Annotated in this window: 13 protein-coding genes; 5 read left to right on the top strand and 8 right to left on the bottom strand. The window is 71.1% G+C overall.

Annotated features, from left to right (window positions below; genetic code table 11):
- Positions 1-177 precede the first annotated feature (177 nt).
- Entirely contained in the window at positions 178-1950 is a 1773-nt protein-coding gene (arc, locus tag ACTWNK_RS26645; RefSeq protein WP_474307277.1) for a proteasome ATPase, read from the top strand.
- A 73-nt stretch (positions 1951-2023) separates the two neighbouring features.
- Here arc and ACTWNK_RS26640 read toward each other — a convergent pair whose 3' ends face one another.
- The 3 genes from ACTWNK_RS26640 to ACTWNK_RS26630 all read right to left on the bottom strand — a co-directional run bounded on the left by ACTWNK_RS26640 (position 2024) and on the right by ACTWNK_RS26630 (position 6179).
- The gene (locus ACTWNK_RS26640) at positions 2024-3427 is read right to left on the bottom strand and encodes a family 2B encapsulin nanocompartment shell protein (protein WP_474307276.1); all 1404 of its coding nucleotides are present in this window, start codon (positions 3425-3427) and stop codon (positions 2024-2026) included.
- A 159-nt stretch (positions 3428-3586) separates the two neighbouring features.
- Complete coding sequence (locus ACTWNK_RS26635; RefSeq protein WP_474307275.1) at positions 3587-4978, bottom strand: family 2B encapsulin nanocompartment shell protein; 1392 nt, start codon at positions 4976-4978, stop codon at positions 3587-3589.
- A 136-nt stretch (positions 4979-5114) separates the two neighbouring features.
- Entirely contained in the window at positions 5115-6179 is a 1065-nt protein-coding gene (locus ACTWNK_RS26630) for a polyprenyl synthetase family protein (RefSeq protein ID WP_474310988.1), read from the bottom strand.
- A 198-nt stretch (positions 6180-6377) separates the two neighbouring features.
- Here ACTWNK_RS26630 and ACTWNK_RS26625 point away from each other — a divergent pair, with 198 nt between their 5' ends.
- The 3 genes from ACTWNK_RS26625 to dop all read left to right on the top strand — a co-directional run bounded on the left by ACTWNK_RS26625 (position 6378) and on the right by dop (position 10052).
- The gene (locus ACTWNK_RS26625; protein WP_474307274.1) at positions 6378-7145 is read left to right on the top strand and encodes an IclR family transcriptional regulator; all 768 of its coding nucleotides are present in this window, start codon (positions 6378-6380) and stop codon (positions 7143-7145) included.
- Positions 7146-7309: 164 nt separating this feature from the next.
- Entirely contained in the window at positions 7310-8452 is a 1143-nt protein-coding gene (locus tag ACTWNK_RS26620) for an acyltransferase family protein (RefSeq protein ID WP_474307273.1), read from the top strand.
- Positions 8453-8537: 85 nt separating this feature from the next.
- Positions 8538-10052 (top strand): depupylase/deamidase Dop, encoded by a 1515-nt coding sequence (gene dop, locus ACTWNK_RS26615; protein WP_474307272.1) that lies wholly within the window; start codon positions 8538-8540, stop codon positions 10050-10052.
- 11 nt (positions 10053-10063) lie between these two features.
- Here the strand turns inward: dop and ACTWNK_RS26610 are convergent, their stop codons facing one another.
- Positions 10064-10999: a serine/threonine-protein kinase gene (locus ACTWNK_RS26610; RefSeq protein ID WP_474307271.1), complete on the bottom strand. Its 936-nt coding sequence runs from the start codon at positions 10997-10999 to the stop codon at positions 10064-10066.
- A gap of 245 nt (positions 11000-11244) precedes the next feature.
- On the opposite strand from ACTWNK_RS26610, the gene ACTWNK_RS26605 reads away from it, so the two are divergent.
- Positions 11245-11454, top strand: a complete 210-nt coding sequence (locus ACTWNK_RS26605) for a ubiquitin-like protein Pup (protein ID WP_474307270.1) — start codon at positions 11245-11247, stop codon at positions 11452-11454.
- A gap of 198 nt (positions 11455-11652) precedes the next feature.
- Here the strand turns inward: ACTWNK_RS26605 and ACTWNK_RS26600 are convergent, their stop codons facing one another.
- Genes ACTWNK_RS26600 through ACTWNK_RS26585 form a run of 4 tightly spaced genes read right to left on the bottom strand, consistent with a single transcriptional unit; the run spans position 11653 to position 15621 of the window.
- Entirely contained in the window at positions 11653-12849 is a 1197-nt protein-coding gene (locus tag ACTWNK_RS26600; protein WP_474307269.1) for a CehA/McbA family metallohydrolase, read from the bottom strand.
- Between the two features lie 20 nt (positions 12850-12869).
- Positions 12870-13928 (bottom strand): ABC transporter ATP-binding protein, encoded by a 1059-nt coding sequence (locus tag ACTWNK_RS26595; protein WP_474307268.1) that lies wholly within the window; start codon positions 13926-13928, stop codon positions 12870-12872.
- Positions 13925-14749, bottom strand: a complete 825-nt coding sequence (locus ACTWNK_RS26590; protein ID WP_474307267.1) for a carbohydrate ABC transporter permease — start codon at positions 14747-14749, stop codon at positions 13925-13927. Before ACTWNK_RS26590 ends, ACTWNK_RS26595 begins: the two co-directional genes overlap by 4 nt.
- The gene (locus tag ACTWNK_RS26585; RefSeq protein WP_474307266.1) at positions 14746-15621 is read right to left on the bottom strand and encodes a carbohydrate ABC transporter permease; all 876 of its coding nucleotides are present in this window, start codon (positions 15619-15621) and stop codon (positions 14746-14748) included. Before ACTWNK_RS26585 ends, ACTWNK_RS26590 begins: the two co-directional genes overlap by 4 nt.
- Between the last annotated feature and the right edge of the window lie 6 nt (positions 15622-15627).

The raw sequence follows: 15627 nt of genomic DNA, 5'->3' as shown, positions 1-15627 counted from the left end.
TGCGTTGGTGCGTGACACGGGAACAGATTGCCGTGTTCATATGCTGCCACGACTAAACGCACCAATAGGGATTAATCACCGGGCGCAGTCTGTAACTCCACGAACACTGCCCGGTCAGGTTACGGAAAGGCTCGACATAGGTAAGGTCCTAGGTAGTCGTCCTCGACTCGGAAGGAGGTGACGGGCGTGGCAGCTCGCGATGATGCTGAGGCTCGAGCCGCGCAGCGCGAACGGGAGGTCGCTGATCTTTCAACACAGGTCTCCTTCCTCCAGGAGGAGATCACCGCGCTGCGTCGCAAGCTAGCCGAATCCCCCCGTCAGGCGAGGGTCCTCGAAGAGCGGCTCCATGAGGTGCAGGCGAATCTCGCGGCCGTGACCGGTCACAACGAACGCCTGGTCGCAACGCTCAAGGAGGCCAGAGACCAGATCGTCGCGCTCAAGGAGGAGGTCGACCGGCTGGCGCAACCGCCGTCCGGGTTCGGTGTCTTCCTCGAAGCGCGCGAAGACGGCACCGTGGAGGTGTTCACCGGCGGCCGCAAGCTGCGGGTCAACGTCAGCCCCGCCGTCGACGTCGACACCCTGCGGCGTGGCCAGGAGGTCATGCTCAACGAGGCGCTCAACGTGGTCGAGGCACTCGGCTACGAGGAGCTCGGCGAGATCGTGATGCTCAAGGAGCTGCTCGAGGACGGCGAGCGCGCCCTGGTCATCTCGCACGCCGACGAGGAGCGGGTCGTCCGCCTGGCCGAGTCGCTGCTCGACCAGCCGATCCGCGCCGGAGACTCACTCCTGCTCGAACCTCGTTCGGGCTATGTCTACGAGCGCATCCCCAAGTCCGAGGTCGAAGAGCTGGTGCTGGAGGAGGTGCCGGACATCTCCTACGAGGAGATCGGCGGCCTCATGCGCCAGATCGAGCAGATCAGGGACGCCATCGAGCTGCCCTACCTGCACGCCGACCTCTTCCGCGAGCACAAGCTGCGTCCCCCCAAGGGCGTGCTGCTCTACGGCCCCCCCGGGTGCGGCAAGACGCTCATCGCCAAGGCCGTGGCCAACTCCCTGGCCAAGCAGGTCGCGGAGAAGACCGGCCAGTCCGGCAAGAGCTTCTTCCTCAACATCAAGGGCCCCGAGCTGCTCAACAAGTACGTCGGCGAGACCGAGCGGCACATCCGCCTGGTCTTCCAGCGGGCCAGGGAGAAGGCCTCCGAGGGCACCCCGGTGATCGTGTTCTTCGACGAGATGGACTCGATCTTCCGTACCCGAGGGTCCGGCGTCTCCTCCGACGTCGAGAACACCATCGTTCCCCAGCTGCTGTCGGAGATCGACGGCGTCGAAGGGCTCGAGAACGTCATCGTCATCGGCGCCTCCAACCGCGAGGACATGATCGACCCGGCGATCCTGCGGCCGGGCCGCCTGGACGTCAAGATCAAGATCGAGCGGCCGGACGCCGAGGCGGCCAAGGACATCTTCTCCAAGTACCTCATCTCGGAGCTGCCCCTGCACCCCGAGGACGTGAGCGAGCACGAGGGATCGCGCGAGTCCACGATCGCCGGGATGATCCAGCGGGTCGTCGAGCGGATGTACACCGAGAGCGAGGAGAACCGCTTCCTCGAGGTGACCTACGCCAACGGTGACAAGGAGGTCCTGTACTTCAAGGACTTCAACTCCGGCGCCATGATCCAGAACATCGTGGACCGCGGGAAGAAGATGGCGATCAAGCAGTTCCTGGAGACCGGGCAGAAGGGCCTGCGGGTGCAGCACCTGCTGGCGGCCTGCGTGGATGAGTTCTCCGAGAACGAAGACCTGCCCAACACCACCAACCCCGACGACTGGGCCCGCATCTCCGGCAAGAAGGGCGAGCGGATCGTCTACATCCGCACGCTGGTCTCCGGCAAGCAGGGCACGGAAGCCGGCCGCTCCATCGACACCGTCGCCAACACCGGCCAGTACCTCTAGGACCGGGCACAGCAGAAAGGGCCGCCGGGTTCACCCCCGAGCGGCCCTTTCCGCTGTTCGGCGGCCCCGAACCTCAGGCGACCTCGACGCTGTCCAGCGCGCCCAGCGCGTCGGGCACGAGCACGGCCGCCGAGTGGTAGGCCGTCACGACGTAGGACAGGATCGCCCGCTCGGAGATCCCGGCGAACCGCACCGAAACCCCCGGCTCCCGCTCATCCGGTATCCCGGTACGGCGCAGCCCGATCACCCCCTGCTCGTCGGCGCCCAGGCGCATCGCCAGGATCGACGTCACGCCCTTGGTGATCGGCAGCTTGTCGCACGGCAGCAGCGGCACCCCGCGCCAGGCGATGACCGTGCCGCCCGGCACCTGTGTGGTCGCCGGGTAGACGCCGCGCTCGTTGCACTGACGCGAGAAGGCCGCGACGGCCTGCGGATGGGCCAGGAAGCAGTGCGTGCTCCTGCGCCTGCTGAGCAGCTCGTCCAGGTCGTCCGGGGTGGGCGGTCCGGTGCGCGTGTGGATGCGCTGCTTGAGGTCGGCATTGTGCAGCAGGCCGAACTCGCGGTTGTTGACCAGCTCGTACTCCTGGCGCTCGCGCACGGCGGCGATCGTCAGGCGCAACTGCTGCTCGATCTGGTCCATCGGCTCGTTGTAGAGGTCGGCCACCCTGGTGTGCACACGCACGATGGTCTGGGCCACGCTGAGTTCGTACTGCCTCGGCGCCGCCTCGTAGTCGACGAACGTGCCCGGCAGCACGGCCTCGCCCACATGTCCGGCGGCCATGGCGATGGCGGCCTCGCCGTACTTGTTCTGGGCGTGGTGGGTGGTCGTGGGGGACAGGTGGGCGGCCAGGGCGGGGGCGCGCTCCAGCAGGTCGCGCAGGGCCGCGCGGGGCAGGGCGAGCACGATGCACGAGGTCAGCGCGGTGACCGAGAACGGCCACACGTGCTCGCCGCCGGTCAGGAGCTGCTCGCCGACGTGGTCGCCGTCGGCCAGGCGGCCGGCCTGGGCCTCGCCGCCGTACTCGCCTGGCGCGGTCTTGGCGACCTTGCCGTGCGCGATCAGCAGCACCTCCTCGACGGGCTGCCCGGCGGTGACGAGCACGTCGCCCGAGGCGTGCTCGCGCTGCTCGAACCTGGCGGCCAGGGCGGCGAGCTCGTCCTCGTCGCCGAAGCCGCGCAGCGGGGCCAGCTCGGCCAGTTCGGCGGGGATCACCCTGACCTCGGCGCCGGTCTGGGTGAAGCTGACCCTGCCGTCGCCGATCTGGTAGCTGAGACGGCGGTTGACCCGGAAGACGCCGCCCACCGCCTCCACCCAGGGCAGCACCCGCAGCAGGTGCCTGGGGCTGATCTCCTGCATCATCGGCGCCGACTTGGTGGTCGTCGCCAGGTTGCGCGCGGCCGCGGTGCCGAGGCTCAGCCGGCCGTTGGATCGTGGATCGGTCCCGGCGGCGCTCGCGGGGGTGGTGCGGTCGGTCACAGAGGTACTCCTGCCGGTGCGTGATGGTGGCGCCGAGCCCGGTGGACCCGGCGAGCGGGCCCGCGACGACAGACGAAGGGGCCCGCTCGGCGTTCGGAGGAGGAGAAGAAGACAGACGGAACGGACGGCTCGGCCGTGGGGGAGGAGCCGCGGGCCGGATCAGCCGATCTCGACGCTCTCCAGGATGCCGAGCGCGTCGGGCACCAGGACGGCGGCCGAGTAGTACGTGGTGACCAGGTAGGAGATGATCGCCTGCTCGCTGATGCCCATGAAACGCACCGAAAGGCCGGGCTGGTACTCGTCCGGCAGGCCGGTGCGGTGCAGGCCGATGACGCCCTGGTTGGCCTCGCCCACCCGCATCGCCATGATCGAGGTGATGCCGCGGTCGGACACCGGGATCTTGTTGCACGGCAGCAGCGGGATGCCGCGCCAGGCGGGCACGCTGTGACCGCCGAACTCGGCGTTGGCCGGGTAGAGGCCGCGTGCGTTGCACTCGCGGGCGAAGGCGGCGATGGCCTTGGGATGGGCCAGGATGACCGCCGGGTCCTTCCAGACCTTGGCCAGCAGCTCGTCCAGGTCGTCGGGGGTGGGCGGTCCGGTGCGGGTGTGGACGCGCTGCTTGAGGTCGGCGTTGTGCAGCAGGCCGAACTCGCGGTTGTTGACGAGCTCGTCCTCCTGGCGCTCGCGCAGCGCCTCGATGGTCAGGCGCAACTGCTGCTCGGTCTGGTTCATCGGCTCGTTGTAGAGGTCGGCCACCCGCGAGTGCACGCGCAGGATGGTCTGGGCCACGCTGAGCTCGTACTGGCGGGGGGTCAGCTCGTAGTCGACGAACGTGCCGGGCAGCACGGCCTCGCCGACGTGGCCGGCCGCCAGGGCGATGGCGGCCTCGCCGTGGTCGTTCTGCGCGTGCTCGGGACCGCCCGCGCCCTGCTCCAGGTGGGCGCGCAGCTCGGGCGACTGGTCGAGCAGCTGCTGCAGGGCCTGGCGGGAGAGGGTGAGCACGGTGGTCGCGGTGACGGCCTTGGCGGTGACGTCCCATTCGCCTTCGGCGCCGCTCAGCACCTGATCGCCCAGGTAGTCGCCGTCGGCCAGCACGCCCTGGACGGTGTCGTGGTCGTAGGCGCCCGGCGTCAGCTTGCTCACCTTGCCGTGCGCGATCAGCACCACTTCCTCACGAGGGGCGCCCGCCTCGACGATCAGGTCGCCCGGCGCGTGCTCACGCTGGGTGAAACGCCCGGCCAGCGCCGCGAGGGCGTCGGCGTCGTCGAACCCACGCAGGGCGGGCAGCTCGCACAGCTCGGCGGGGATCACCCTGATGTCGGCGCCCGTGGAGGTGAAGCTCACCCGGCCGTCGCCCAGCGCGTAGGTCAGGCGGCGGTTGACCCGATAGACGCCGCCGATGGCCTGCACCCATGGCAACACCCGCAGCAGGTGCCGCGAGGTGATCTCCTGCATCTGCGGGACCGACTTGGTGGTCGTGGCCAGGTTCCTGGCCGCGGCGGTGCCGAGACTGAGCTGGGACTGGCCGTCGTCGAGAGCTTGTTCGGTCATGTCTGCCTCCTGATGGTCGCGATGAGGGGGAGAGCGGTGGTGCCGGACAGAGACGTGCGGGGTGGCCAGAGGGGCCCAGAGGGGGCCAGGCGGGGGTGTGGGGGGCCTGGGAGGGCTTGTGGGGCCGGTGGGGTGATCAGCGGTCGCGGTCGGTCAGGCGGGCCGCCAGCGCGGCCAGGGCCTGCTCGGTCTCGGTGTCGAGCCCGGCGGCCGTCAGCGCCTGGCGTGCCTGCCGCACGCGCGCCTCGATCAGCCGCTCGACGTGGTCGAGGGCGCCGGATGCGGCCACGATGGTGCGCAGCTCGGCCGCGCGTTCCTCGGTGAGCCCGGGATTGCCGTGCCAGGCGCGCAGGTGGTCGGCATCGGCGCGGCCCGCGTTGCGGGTGGCGTAGGCGATGAGCACGGTGTGCTTGCCCTCGCGCAGGTCGTCGGTGGCCGACTTGCCGGTGCGCTCGGGGTCGCCGAAGGTGCCGAGCACGTCGTCGCGCAGCTGGAAGGCCTCGCCCAGCGGCAGGCCGAACCTGGAGTAGAGCTCAAGGGCCTCGGGCGTGGCCCCGGCCAGGGCGCCGCCGATCTGCAGCGGCCGCTCCACGGTGTACTTGGCCGTCTTGTAGCGCACGACCTGCAGCGACTGGGCCACCGTGCTGCCCTGGCGCACCCCGGCCAGCACGTCGAGGTACTGGCCGGTGATGACCTCGCCGCGCATCGCGTCGAACAGGCGCCGGGCCGCGCGCAGTCGCTCCTGCTCGATCCCGCATCCGGCCAGCAGCTCGTCGGCCCAGGTCAGGGCGAGCACACCGAGCAGGATGGCCGCGGCCTGGCCGAAGGCGTCCGCGCCCTGGTGCCTGGCGGCCAGGCCGCGGTGCAGGGTGGGCCGGCCGCGGCGTAGGTCGCTGCCGTCCATGATGTCGTCGTGGATGAGGAGCCCGGCGTGGCACATCTCCAGGGCCGCGCTCGCCGAGACGATCTCGGGCCCGTCGGCGCCGCCGGCTCCGCGCCAGCCCCAGAAGCACAGCAACGGGCGTAAGCGCTTGCCGCCGCCGAGAACGAACTCCCGTAAAAGGGCGTGTGCGGCCTCGACCTCGCTGTCGCCGACGAGGGCGCCGTGCTCGTCGAGGAAGGCGGCGAGCCTGGCGTCGACCCTGGCCCGAACGTCCTCGGTGACCTCGGCGGCCGAAGGGTGCACCATCTCGGCCGTCATTCCGCCCACTCGCCGCAGTCAACGACCGCTGGTGTCATGACCTGACCCTTCCGCCTCGTGAACTGACACGCGGGAAGCTACCGAGTGATCACCGGCAGGAGAATCCGTCATCTCGCCCAGTGGAACGCTCAACGTGTTATTGCAGTTGCGCAGGGTAGTCAAGGTTAGGCAATGTTGTCGGCAAAAAAGGCCGAAGGTGTGATCGAGATTTTCGAAGGCCAGACGCAGTCCCTTGCCTACACCCACCCGCCGGGCAGCCTGGAGAAGGGCATGGCGATCCTGTCGTGCCTGGGCGCAGGTCAGGCCCCGGTGGCGCTGGCCAGGCTCAGCAGGCTCACGGGCCTGCCGAAGTCGACCGCGCATCGCCTGCTCGGGGTGCTGTGCGCGCAAGGCTTCGCCCAGCGCATCGGCACCGGCTACGCGCCGGGTGCCAGGCTCGCGGCCGCGGGCAGGGGCACGGTCCCCGGAGGGCGGCCGGTCGTGCTGCCCCATCTGCTGTCGCTGTTCGAGCGCACCAGGCAGACCGTCAACCTGTCGGTGCCCTACGGCCTGCAGATCAGGCACGTGGAGCGCCTGTACGGCCTGGGCCGGGTGGCCTCGCCCTCCGACGGGGTGGACAGGGCGCCGCTGCACTGCACGGCGGCGGGCAAGGTGCTGCTGGCCTACGACGCCGACCTGCGTGAGTCGTTCCGCCTGCACGGCGTGCTGGAACGATTCACCCGGCGCACGGTCGTCAAGCGCGGCGCCCTGGCCGAGACGCTGGAGCGTGTGGCGTCGGCCGGGGTGGCCTACTCCTGCGACGAGTACACCGCGGGCCTGTCGTGCGCGGCGGCGCCGGTCTTCGGGACCGACGGGCGCGTGGTGATGGCGGTGAGCGTCGCCTGTCCCGGCACCTCGGGCCTGGACCGGCTGGGCGCCGAGGTCCGCAGGGTGGCGGAGGCGGTGACGGCGGCCCTGGCGGGCTGACGGGAGGGGTCACGGGCGGGCCGGTGGGAGGGCGGGGAGCTGTGGAACGTCCATGTGCTCCCACATGCCACATCCGTCACTCAAGCCACAAAAGTCACATGGAACCCAGAAGCCACAAAGGCCGTCCAAGAGGTCGTGCATGAAGCTTTCACGTCAGCCCCCCGGTGACGGCGAGACACGCCCGCGGGGACGGCCGCCTGGCCGAGCTGGACCTGCTGCGTTTCGTGGCGGCCATGGCCGTGCTCGCCTTCCACTTCCTCGTGGCCTACAAGTCCGTGTGGGGCGCCTCGCCCGCGGCGCTCTTCCCCGCCGTCGCGCCCGTGGCCGGGCTCGGGATCCTCGGTGTCGAGCTGTTCTTCGTCATCAGCGGGTTCGTCATCCTCATGTCGATCTGGGGACGCGGCATCGGCTCGTTCGCCTGGGGACGCCTGGTGCGCCTCTACCCGGCGTACTGGCTCAGCCTGCTCGCCGTCGCCGCCCTGTACGGCCTGACGTCGGCCAAGGCGCTGGACCCCAAGCTGTCGGCGGGGGAGTACCTCGTCAACGCCACGATGACCCAGCGGCTGTTCGGCGTGCTCGACGCCAGCGGGGTCTACTGGTCGCTCTGGGCCGAGCTGCGCTTCTACCTGCTGATCTCGCTGCTGGTGCTGGTCGGTGTCACCTACGGCAGGGCGCTGGCGTTCATGGGGGTTTGGCTGACGGCCGCGGTGGCGGTGGAGTGGCTGCCCGGACTGCTCGACGTCACCGCGCCCGTGCTGCTCACCGAGATCGTCATGCCGCGCTACGCGCCCTACTTCGTGGCGGGCATGGCGCTGTACCTGGTGCACAGGTTCGGCTCGGCGCCGCTGCCGTGGGTGCTGGTGGCGGTGGCGTGGGGGCAGTCGCTGCACTCGGCGCTCGAACGCGTGCACGGGCGTATCAAGCTGGCCGGGTTCTCCGGCATGCCGGTCGGGGACGTCTCGGTGATCGTCACGGTCACGCTCGTCTTCGCGGTCATGGCGGCCATGGCGCTCGGCCTGCTGCGGATGCGCTCGCGGCCGGTCCTGACCGCGCTCGGGGCCACGACCTATCCGCTGTACCTGTTGCACTCGGTCGTGGCGGCGGCGCTCATCCCGGTGCTCGCCGGATCGCTCCCGCCGTGGATCGTGGCCGCGCTCGCGGTCGTGGCCACGCTGGTGGTGTCCTATCTGGTCTACGCATGGGCCGAACGTCCGATCCAGCGACTGCTCAAACCACGCCGGGCGACGCCGCCGCCCGCGATCGCCGTGGTGCCCGCCGTACAGGGCCAAAAGGCATCTGTGCCATAACTGTCTGGCCTTTGGGCACGATGAAGGGTCTAGGCTCGGGCATATAAACGGCGGATAGACCGATCCGGACGAACAGAGGGTGCGCATGACGGTGCGTCGGGTGATGGGCATCGAGACCGAGTACGGCATCTCCGTACCCGGTCAGCCAGGCGCCAACGCGATGGTGACCTCGTCGCAGGTCGTCAACGCGTACCTGGCCGCGTCGGCGGCCAGAGCGCGCAGGGCGCGGTGGGACTTCGAGGAGGAGAACCCGCTGCGCGACGCCCGGGGGTTCGACCTCGCCCGTGAGGTCGCCGACCCGAGCCAGCTGACCGACGAGGACCTCGGCCTCGCCAACGTCATCCTCACCAACGGGGCCCGGTTGTACGTCGACCACGCCCATCCCGAGTACTCCACTCCCGAGTGCACCAATCCGCGCGCCGCGGTCATCTGGGACAAGGCGGGCGAGCGCGTCATGTACGACGCCGCTCTGCGCGCCTCCGCGATCCCCACCAACGCGCCGATCCAGCTCTACAAGAACAACACCGACAACAAGGGCGCCTCCTACGGCTGCCACGAGAACTACCTGATGCGCAGGGCCACGCCTTTCGCCGACATCGTCAGGCACCTCACCCCGTTCTTCGTCTCGCGCCAGGTCGTGTGCGGGGCCGGGCGGGTCGGCATCGGGCAGGACTCACGCGGCGAGGGCTTCCAGATCAGCCAGCGCGCCGACTTCTTCGAGGTCGAGGTCGGCCTGGAGACGACGCTCAAGCGGCCGATCATCAACACCCGCGACGAGCCGCACGCCGATCCCGAGAAGTACCGCCGGTTGCACGTCATCATCGGCGACGCCAACATGTCGGAGATCTCCACCTACCTCAAGCTCGGCACCACGGCCCTGGTCCTGGCGATGATCGAGGACGGCTTCCTCAGCCGCGACCTCGCCGTGGAGAACCCGGTCCAGGCGTTGCGCGCGGTCTCGCACGACCCCACCTGCCGCTACGAGATCTCGATGCGCGACGGCCGCAAGATGACGGCGATCCAGCTGCAGATGGAGTACCTGGAGCAGGCGCGCAAGTACGTCGAGGAGCGCGGCACCGCCTCCGAGGAGGCCAACAAGGACGTGCTCGACCGGTGGGAGTCGGTGCTGACCCGGCTGGCCGAAGACCCGATGCAGCTCTCGCGCGAGCTCGACTGGGTGGCCAAGCTCGAACTGCTGGAGGGCTACCGCAACCGCGACGGCCTGGCCTGGTCGCACCCGAGGCTGCAACTGGTCGACCTGCAGTACTCCGACATCAGGCCGGACCGAGGCCTGTACAACCGGCTGGTCGCCAGGGGCCGCATGCAGCGCCTGGTCACCGAGGAGGCCGTCGAGCGGGCGATCGAGAACCCGCCCAACGACACGCGGGCGTACTTCAGGGGCCGCTGCCTGCGCCAGTACAGCGAGTCGGTGGCGGCGGCGTCGTGGGACTCCGTCATCTTCGACATCCCCGGCCGCGACTCCCTGCAGCGCGTGCCCACGCTGGAGCCGTTGCGCGGCACCAAGGCGCACGTCGGCGAGTTGTTCGACCGCTGCCGCACGGCCGCGGACCTGGTGGCGGCGCTCACCGGCGGCGACTGAGGCCCGCCCCTCTACTCCTCGGTGAGGCAGGCCGGGGTGAGGAAGGACGGCTGCTTGGCCACCGGGTAGCTCGGCAGCCTGGTCTTGGCCATCGGCACGCCCTCGCCCGCCAGCACCTCGGTCAGGCGCCTGGCCGCGTGGTCGGCGGTGAGGCGCTGGGCCGGGCTGCGGTGCAGCAGCCCGCGCAGCACCGGCAGCAGCGCGCCCGCACGCTCGGGCACCTTCGGCTCGCTGTTGAGCACCGACAGGCCCTCGGCCGTGGGACGCGGCGGCCTGCCCTCCACCGCGAAGTACATGCACGCCCCGAACGACCACAGGTCGGCCGACGGCGTCGCCTGGTGTCCGCGCAGCCGCTCGGGCGCCAGGAAGGCCGCGGCCGAGTCGTCGGCGCACGCCTCCCACAGCCCGCCGTTGGAGGCGTTGCGCCTGCCGCCCTCCGGCTGCTGCGGCCCGCCGTTGAGCGAGGCCAGGCCGAACTCCGACAGCACCACACGATCGCCGGTCAGCAGGATGTTGCCGGGATGGATGGCCCGGTGCAGCACGCCCTCGCCGTGCGCGTGCCGCAGGCCGCCCAGCAGTCGCAGCCCGATCCACGCCGCCCAGCGCACCTGCAGGCCGCCCAGATGGCGCACGGTGTACTCCAGCGACAGCGCCTCCAGCGCCTCCATCACGATCCACAGCCTGCCGTGCTCCTCGACCAGGTCGTGCACGGCGACGAGCGCCTCGTGGTTGAGCCTGGCCGCGGCCCTGGCCTCCAGCAGCGCCCTGGTGCGAGCCTCGCGCAGGGTCGCCGCGTCGCCCGACGCCCTGGGCACGACCTCCTTGACCACGACCCTGCGCCGCAGCAGCCGGTCGTGGCCACGCCACAGGACGCCGCCCTCGCCCTCGTGCAGCCGGGACAGCAGCCGGTAGCGACTGCCGAGCATCCGCGTGCCGTCCGTCTTCAACGCACCACCCGCATCACCGCGTGCCGGTCATGTCGCCCACCATTGTGGTGCTGGAACGGTGCACCCCGCGGCGATCTCGGGACGAGCGCTCCCGGCCCGGCATAACGATTGCGTCACCGGCGTTCGGCAGGATGTCGGCCCTGCCGGAAGATGTCCGGAAGATCGCGGGGCAGGAAGCGCGAAATGTCGCTCGGTTCGGGGAAGATATCCGTCAGGAGCCGTCCCCCACATCGGAGGTAGACCACATGGCGAGCAAGGACACCGGCGGTCAGAAGCAGACGGGCCGCCGCGAGAACGAGGTCGAGGAGACCGAGGCGTCGGCCACAGGCGACGTGCAGGAACGCCAGGAGAAGCTGACCGACGACGTCGACGCGATTCTCGACGAGATCGACGAGGTCCTTGAGGAGAACGCCGAGGAGTTCGTGCGCAGCTACGTCCAGAAGGGCGGCGAGTAGCGGGAGCTCGCCGCCGCGTGTGCGGTGGCCGCTCCGGAGCCGGTCGATCATCCGTGATCTGATCGGCCCTGGTCCGGCCACCCCACCCGCAACGGCGACGCCGCACCCGGCACGAGCCCGTCCCCGCCGACGTCACCGGGGGACGCGCTGGCACCCCCCGCACTCACCCACCCTTCCGCCCGCAGCCCCTGTGCCCGCTCAGCACAGGGCCAGCACCCGGCCCGCATGGGTCCGCAGCAGATGCACGCCCGAGGCGGCGGGCAGCCGTACGTCATCGCGCCTGATCACGGTGCGCCGGTCGGGCCCGCACAGCAGGAGGCCGTCGGCGTCGCGCACGACGAAGTCGCCGCCGTGCCGCAGCAGCAGAGGAGCGCCGGGCCCGGCCGACACGCAGGTACGGCCCGCCGCGATGCCGCCGAGCACGTCGTCGTCCTCGCACAGCACCCACGTGGTCGGTGTGCCCGGCGGCGCATCCTCGGCCGCGCGGTGGAAGTCGCCACCGCCCAGCACGGTCAGGCCGGAGCGCCAGGCGGCGGCCCAGGCCAGAGCGGCCCCGAGCGAGGGGTCGGGCGTGCCGCCGTGCCACACCTCCGCAGCCGAGGCCCGCACCGCCATGGGATGACGCCAGGCGCAGTCGCCCGCCACGGGATGGTTGACGCTGAGCACACCGCCGTGCGCCCGAACCGTCTCCGCCCAGGCGTCGGGCGGCAGCCTGAAGTCGATCCACGGCAGCGCCCCGAACGCGTTGGCGTGCCCGAGACCCGTGGTGACCTCCTGACCGGGCAGCAGCACCACACCGCTCGCCCGGGAGGCGGCGGGCAGGTCGGCGAAGTGGCTGACGGTGTTGTGGTCGGTCACCGCGAGGAAGTCCAGCCCCTGCGCCGAGGCGAGCGCCGCCAGCGGCCCCACGCCGAGCACGCCGTCGCTGTGCGCGCTGTGGGCGTGCAGATCACCCGCCAGCCACCGCATGCCGCCGAGCTCCGGCAGCCGCCTGGCCCGCGTGCGCCCGCCCGCGCCGCCCACGACGGGCAGCGCCCGCACCGGCGGCCCCTGCGGCGCCCGCGCGTGCCCGGCCACCTCCACCGAGTACGGCAGGCCGCCGGGCGGCACCCGGTGCAGCCCGATCAGCACCTCCCAGACGCCCGGCTCGACCGCGCCCGGCAGGTACCCGGGCGTGGCCCAGCCGGGCGCGATCGTGAAGCCGTCACGCGCACCGCCCGACCATCCCCTGAACCCGCCGGGCCCCAGGCACCCGAGATCCAGCACCCCGAGCGAGCGGTCGTAGTCCAGCCTGACGGTGAAGGCGGGCGTGCCCACCTCGAACGGCACGGCGTGCACGGCGGCCGAGGCCGCGTCCTCCATCGTCCAGACCCCGCGCACGCGCCTCACCCTCACGCGCCTCACCCTCCCTCACCTCACACCGTCGCCACCAGCACGCCGTCGCGGTAGAGCAGGCCACGCCCCGGCACCGGAGCCGCCCACGCCGCCGAGCCGATCGCGGGCTCCTCGCCCTCGGGCACCACGACCTGCGCCGATATGTCCTGGTCGTCGAGCTCCAGGGTGACCAGTGTGGTCGTGCCCAGGCTCTCCAGCACGGCGACCCGCCCGGCGAACGCCCCGGGCCCGGCCGTGCCCGACAGGACGGTGTACTCGGGCCGCAGCCCGTAGACCACCTCGCCGTCGGCCGTCCCGTCCGGCGCGCGCAGCACCGCGCCCGCCACGTGCAGTGCGCCCCCGGCAACCAGGCCGGGCAGCAGGTTCATCGGGGTCGAGCCGATGAAGGCGGCCACGAAGGGGGTGGCAGGCCGGTGGAAGACCTCCGACGGCGTGCCGATCTGCACGAGACGCCCCTGCGCCATGACGGCGATCCGGTCGGCGAGCGCCAGCGCCTCCCCCTGGTCGTGGGTGACGAAGACCGTGGTCAGCGCCAGGTCGCGCTGCAGCCGCTTGAGGAAGGTACGGGCCTCCAGGCGCAGGCGGGCGTCGAGGTTGGACAGCGGCTCGTCGAACAGGAAGGCGCGCGGGCGGAAGGCGATCGCCCTGGCCAGGGCCACCCGCTGCTGCTGGCCGCCCGACAGCTGGCCGGGACGCCGGGTGAGCAGGTCGGACAGGCTGAGCGTGGCCGCGATCTCGGCGGCCTTGGCCAGGCGTTCGACCTTGGGCCGCTTCCTGACCCGCAGCGGGTAGGCGATGTTGGCGGCCACGTCCATGTGCGGGAAGATCGCGTAATCCTGGAACACCATCGCCACGTCACGCCTGCCCGGCGGCAGCCGGGTGACGTCGTCGCCGTCGATGCGCACCGTGCCGCCGCTCGGCGTCTCCAGGCCCGCGATCACCCGCAGCAGGGTGGTCTTGCCGCAGCCGGAGGGGCCGAGCAGGGCGAAGAACTCGCCGTCGCCGATCGTCAGGTCGAGGTCGTCGAGCGCCCGCACCCCGCCTGGGAAGACCTTCGTCAGGCCGTGCAAGGAGATCACCGCTTGATCCCTCCGTGGAAGCGGAAGCCGTACCTGCGGCTGACGAACAGGTACATGAGCACCACCGGCAGCGAGTACAGCAGCGAGAACGTGGAGATGAGGTCGAGTCTCGGCAGGCCGCCCTCGGTGTAGAGGGTGTAGAGCACGACCGAGCCGGGCGCCTTCTCCGGCGAGCGCAGCAGCACGAACTGGAACAGGAAGCCGCCCCACACCCCCGCCGTCGCCCACACCGCGATCGTGGCCAGACCGGGACGCACCAGCGGCACCACGATGTGCGTGAGGATCTGCAGCGGCGACGCGCCGAAGACGCGGGCCGACTCCTCGTAGGTGGTGGGCGTGGCGTCCATGAAGTCCTTCAGTACGAAGATCGCGGCGGGCAGCAGTCCGCTGGAGGTGACCAGGACGACGCCCAGATGGGTGTCGACGAGGCCGAGCCGCGTGGCCAGCTCGAAGATCGGCACCATGGCCGCCGTGCCGGTCACGACCGACGACAGCAGCAGCAACAGGTACAGCAGCACGTCACGCCCCGGCACCCGCACCCGCGACAACGCGTAGGCGGCCAGCCCCGCGAGCACGACCACGACGGCCGCCGCGCCTCCCGCCTGCAGCACCGAGTTCCCGATCGACCCGAGCGCGTACGGATTGTCCAGCACGGCGGCGAAGTTGCGCAGGGTGAACTCGGGCACCGACACCGTGATCGACGGCGAGGCGTCGAAGGGCGCCGAGGCCAGCCACAGCATGGGCAGCGCGAAGAAGGCCAGCACCACCGCGAGCGCCACCGTCGCCGCCAGCCGCCCGGCCGCGTGCCCGAGCGCGCTCATGCCGTCCGCCCGCGCAGCAGCCGCAGGTAGCCCAGGGCGAAGACCAGGTTGACCAGCAGGATGAGGAAGGACACGGCCGCTCCGGCGCCGAGTTCGCCGCCGCGCAGCGCGACCGTGTAGACGTAGACCGGCAGGATCTCCGAACGCCCGTCCGGCCCGCCCGCCGTCAGCAGGAACGGCGTGAAGTCGTTGAACGTCCACAGGCTGATCAGCAGCAGGTTCGTCAGCACGTGCCGCCTGATGTGCGGGAACACCACGTCGAGGAGCTGCCGGGCCACCCCGGCGCCCGCGATCCTCGCACTCTCCAGCTGCGAGGGCGGCACGCTCTCCAGCGCGGCGGCATAGAGCATCATCGAGAACGCCGTGCCCCGCCACACGTTGAACACGATGATCGACAGCAGCGGCTGGTCCAGCAGCGGGGCCAGCCCCGGCAGGCCGAGCAGGACGCCCAGCGTGCCGCCATCACGGTCGAGCAGCGCGATCCACAGGAACGCCACCACCGAGCCGGGCAGGATCCACGACAGCAGCACCACGCCCTCGACGACGCCGCGCCACGGCCCCCGCCGCCCGCGCAGCGTCCACGCCAGCGCGAACCCCAGCCCCGCCTGCCCGAGCACCGCCGAACCGCCCACGTACAGCACGGTCAGCCACACCGAGTACCCGAACCTCGGATCGCCGAGCGCGGCCTGGTAGTTGCCGAGCCCGACCACCTGGGGATCGGCCGCCTCGACCCCGGTGAGCCGGTAGTCGGTGAGCCCCAGATAGATCGTCCACAGGGCGGGGAAGACCAGGAACACGCCGACGAGCACGAGCGCGGGCAGGACGAACGCCACGGCCCTGGCCCTGCCGAGCCCCGCCGCGTCACCGCCCACCGGGCC

The sequence above is a fragment of the Nonomuraea sp. IBHARD001 genome (assembly GCF_056106265.1).
Note: the sequence above shows the minus strand (reverse complement) of the source record. Positions and strands in the feature narration are given on the sequence as shown.

Bases quoted from the DNA above. Each gene is read 5' to 3' on its own strand.
- ACTWNK_RS26635 (WP_474307275.1), bottom strand. From the start codon at position 4,978: ATGACCGAACAAGCTCTCGACGACGGCCAGTCCCAGCTCAGTCTCGGC.
- ACTWNK_RS26630 (WP_474310988.1), bottom strand. From the start codon at position 6,179: ATGACGGCCGAGATGGTGCACCCTTCGGCCGCCGAGGTCACCGAGGAC.
- dop (WP_474307272.1), top strand. From the start codon at position 8,538: ATGACGGTGCGTCGGGTGATGGGCATCGAGACCGAGTACGGCATCTCC.
- ACTWNK_RS26605 (WP_474307270.1), top strand. From the start codon at position 11,245: ATGGCGAGCAAGGACACCGGCGGTCAGAAGCAGACGGGCCGCCGCGAG.
- ACTWNK_RS26590 (WP_474307267.1), bottom strand. From the start codon at position 14,749: ATGAGCGCGCTCGGGCACGCGGCCGGGCGGCTGGCGGCGACGGTGGCG.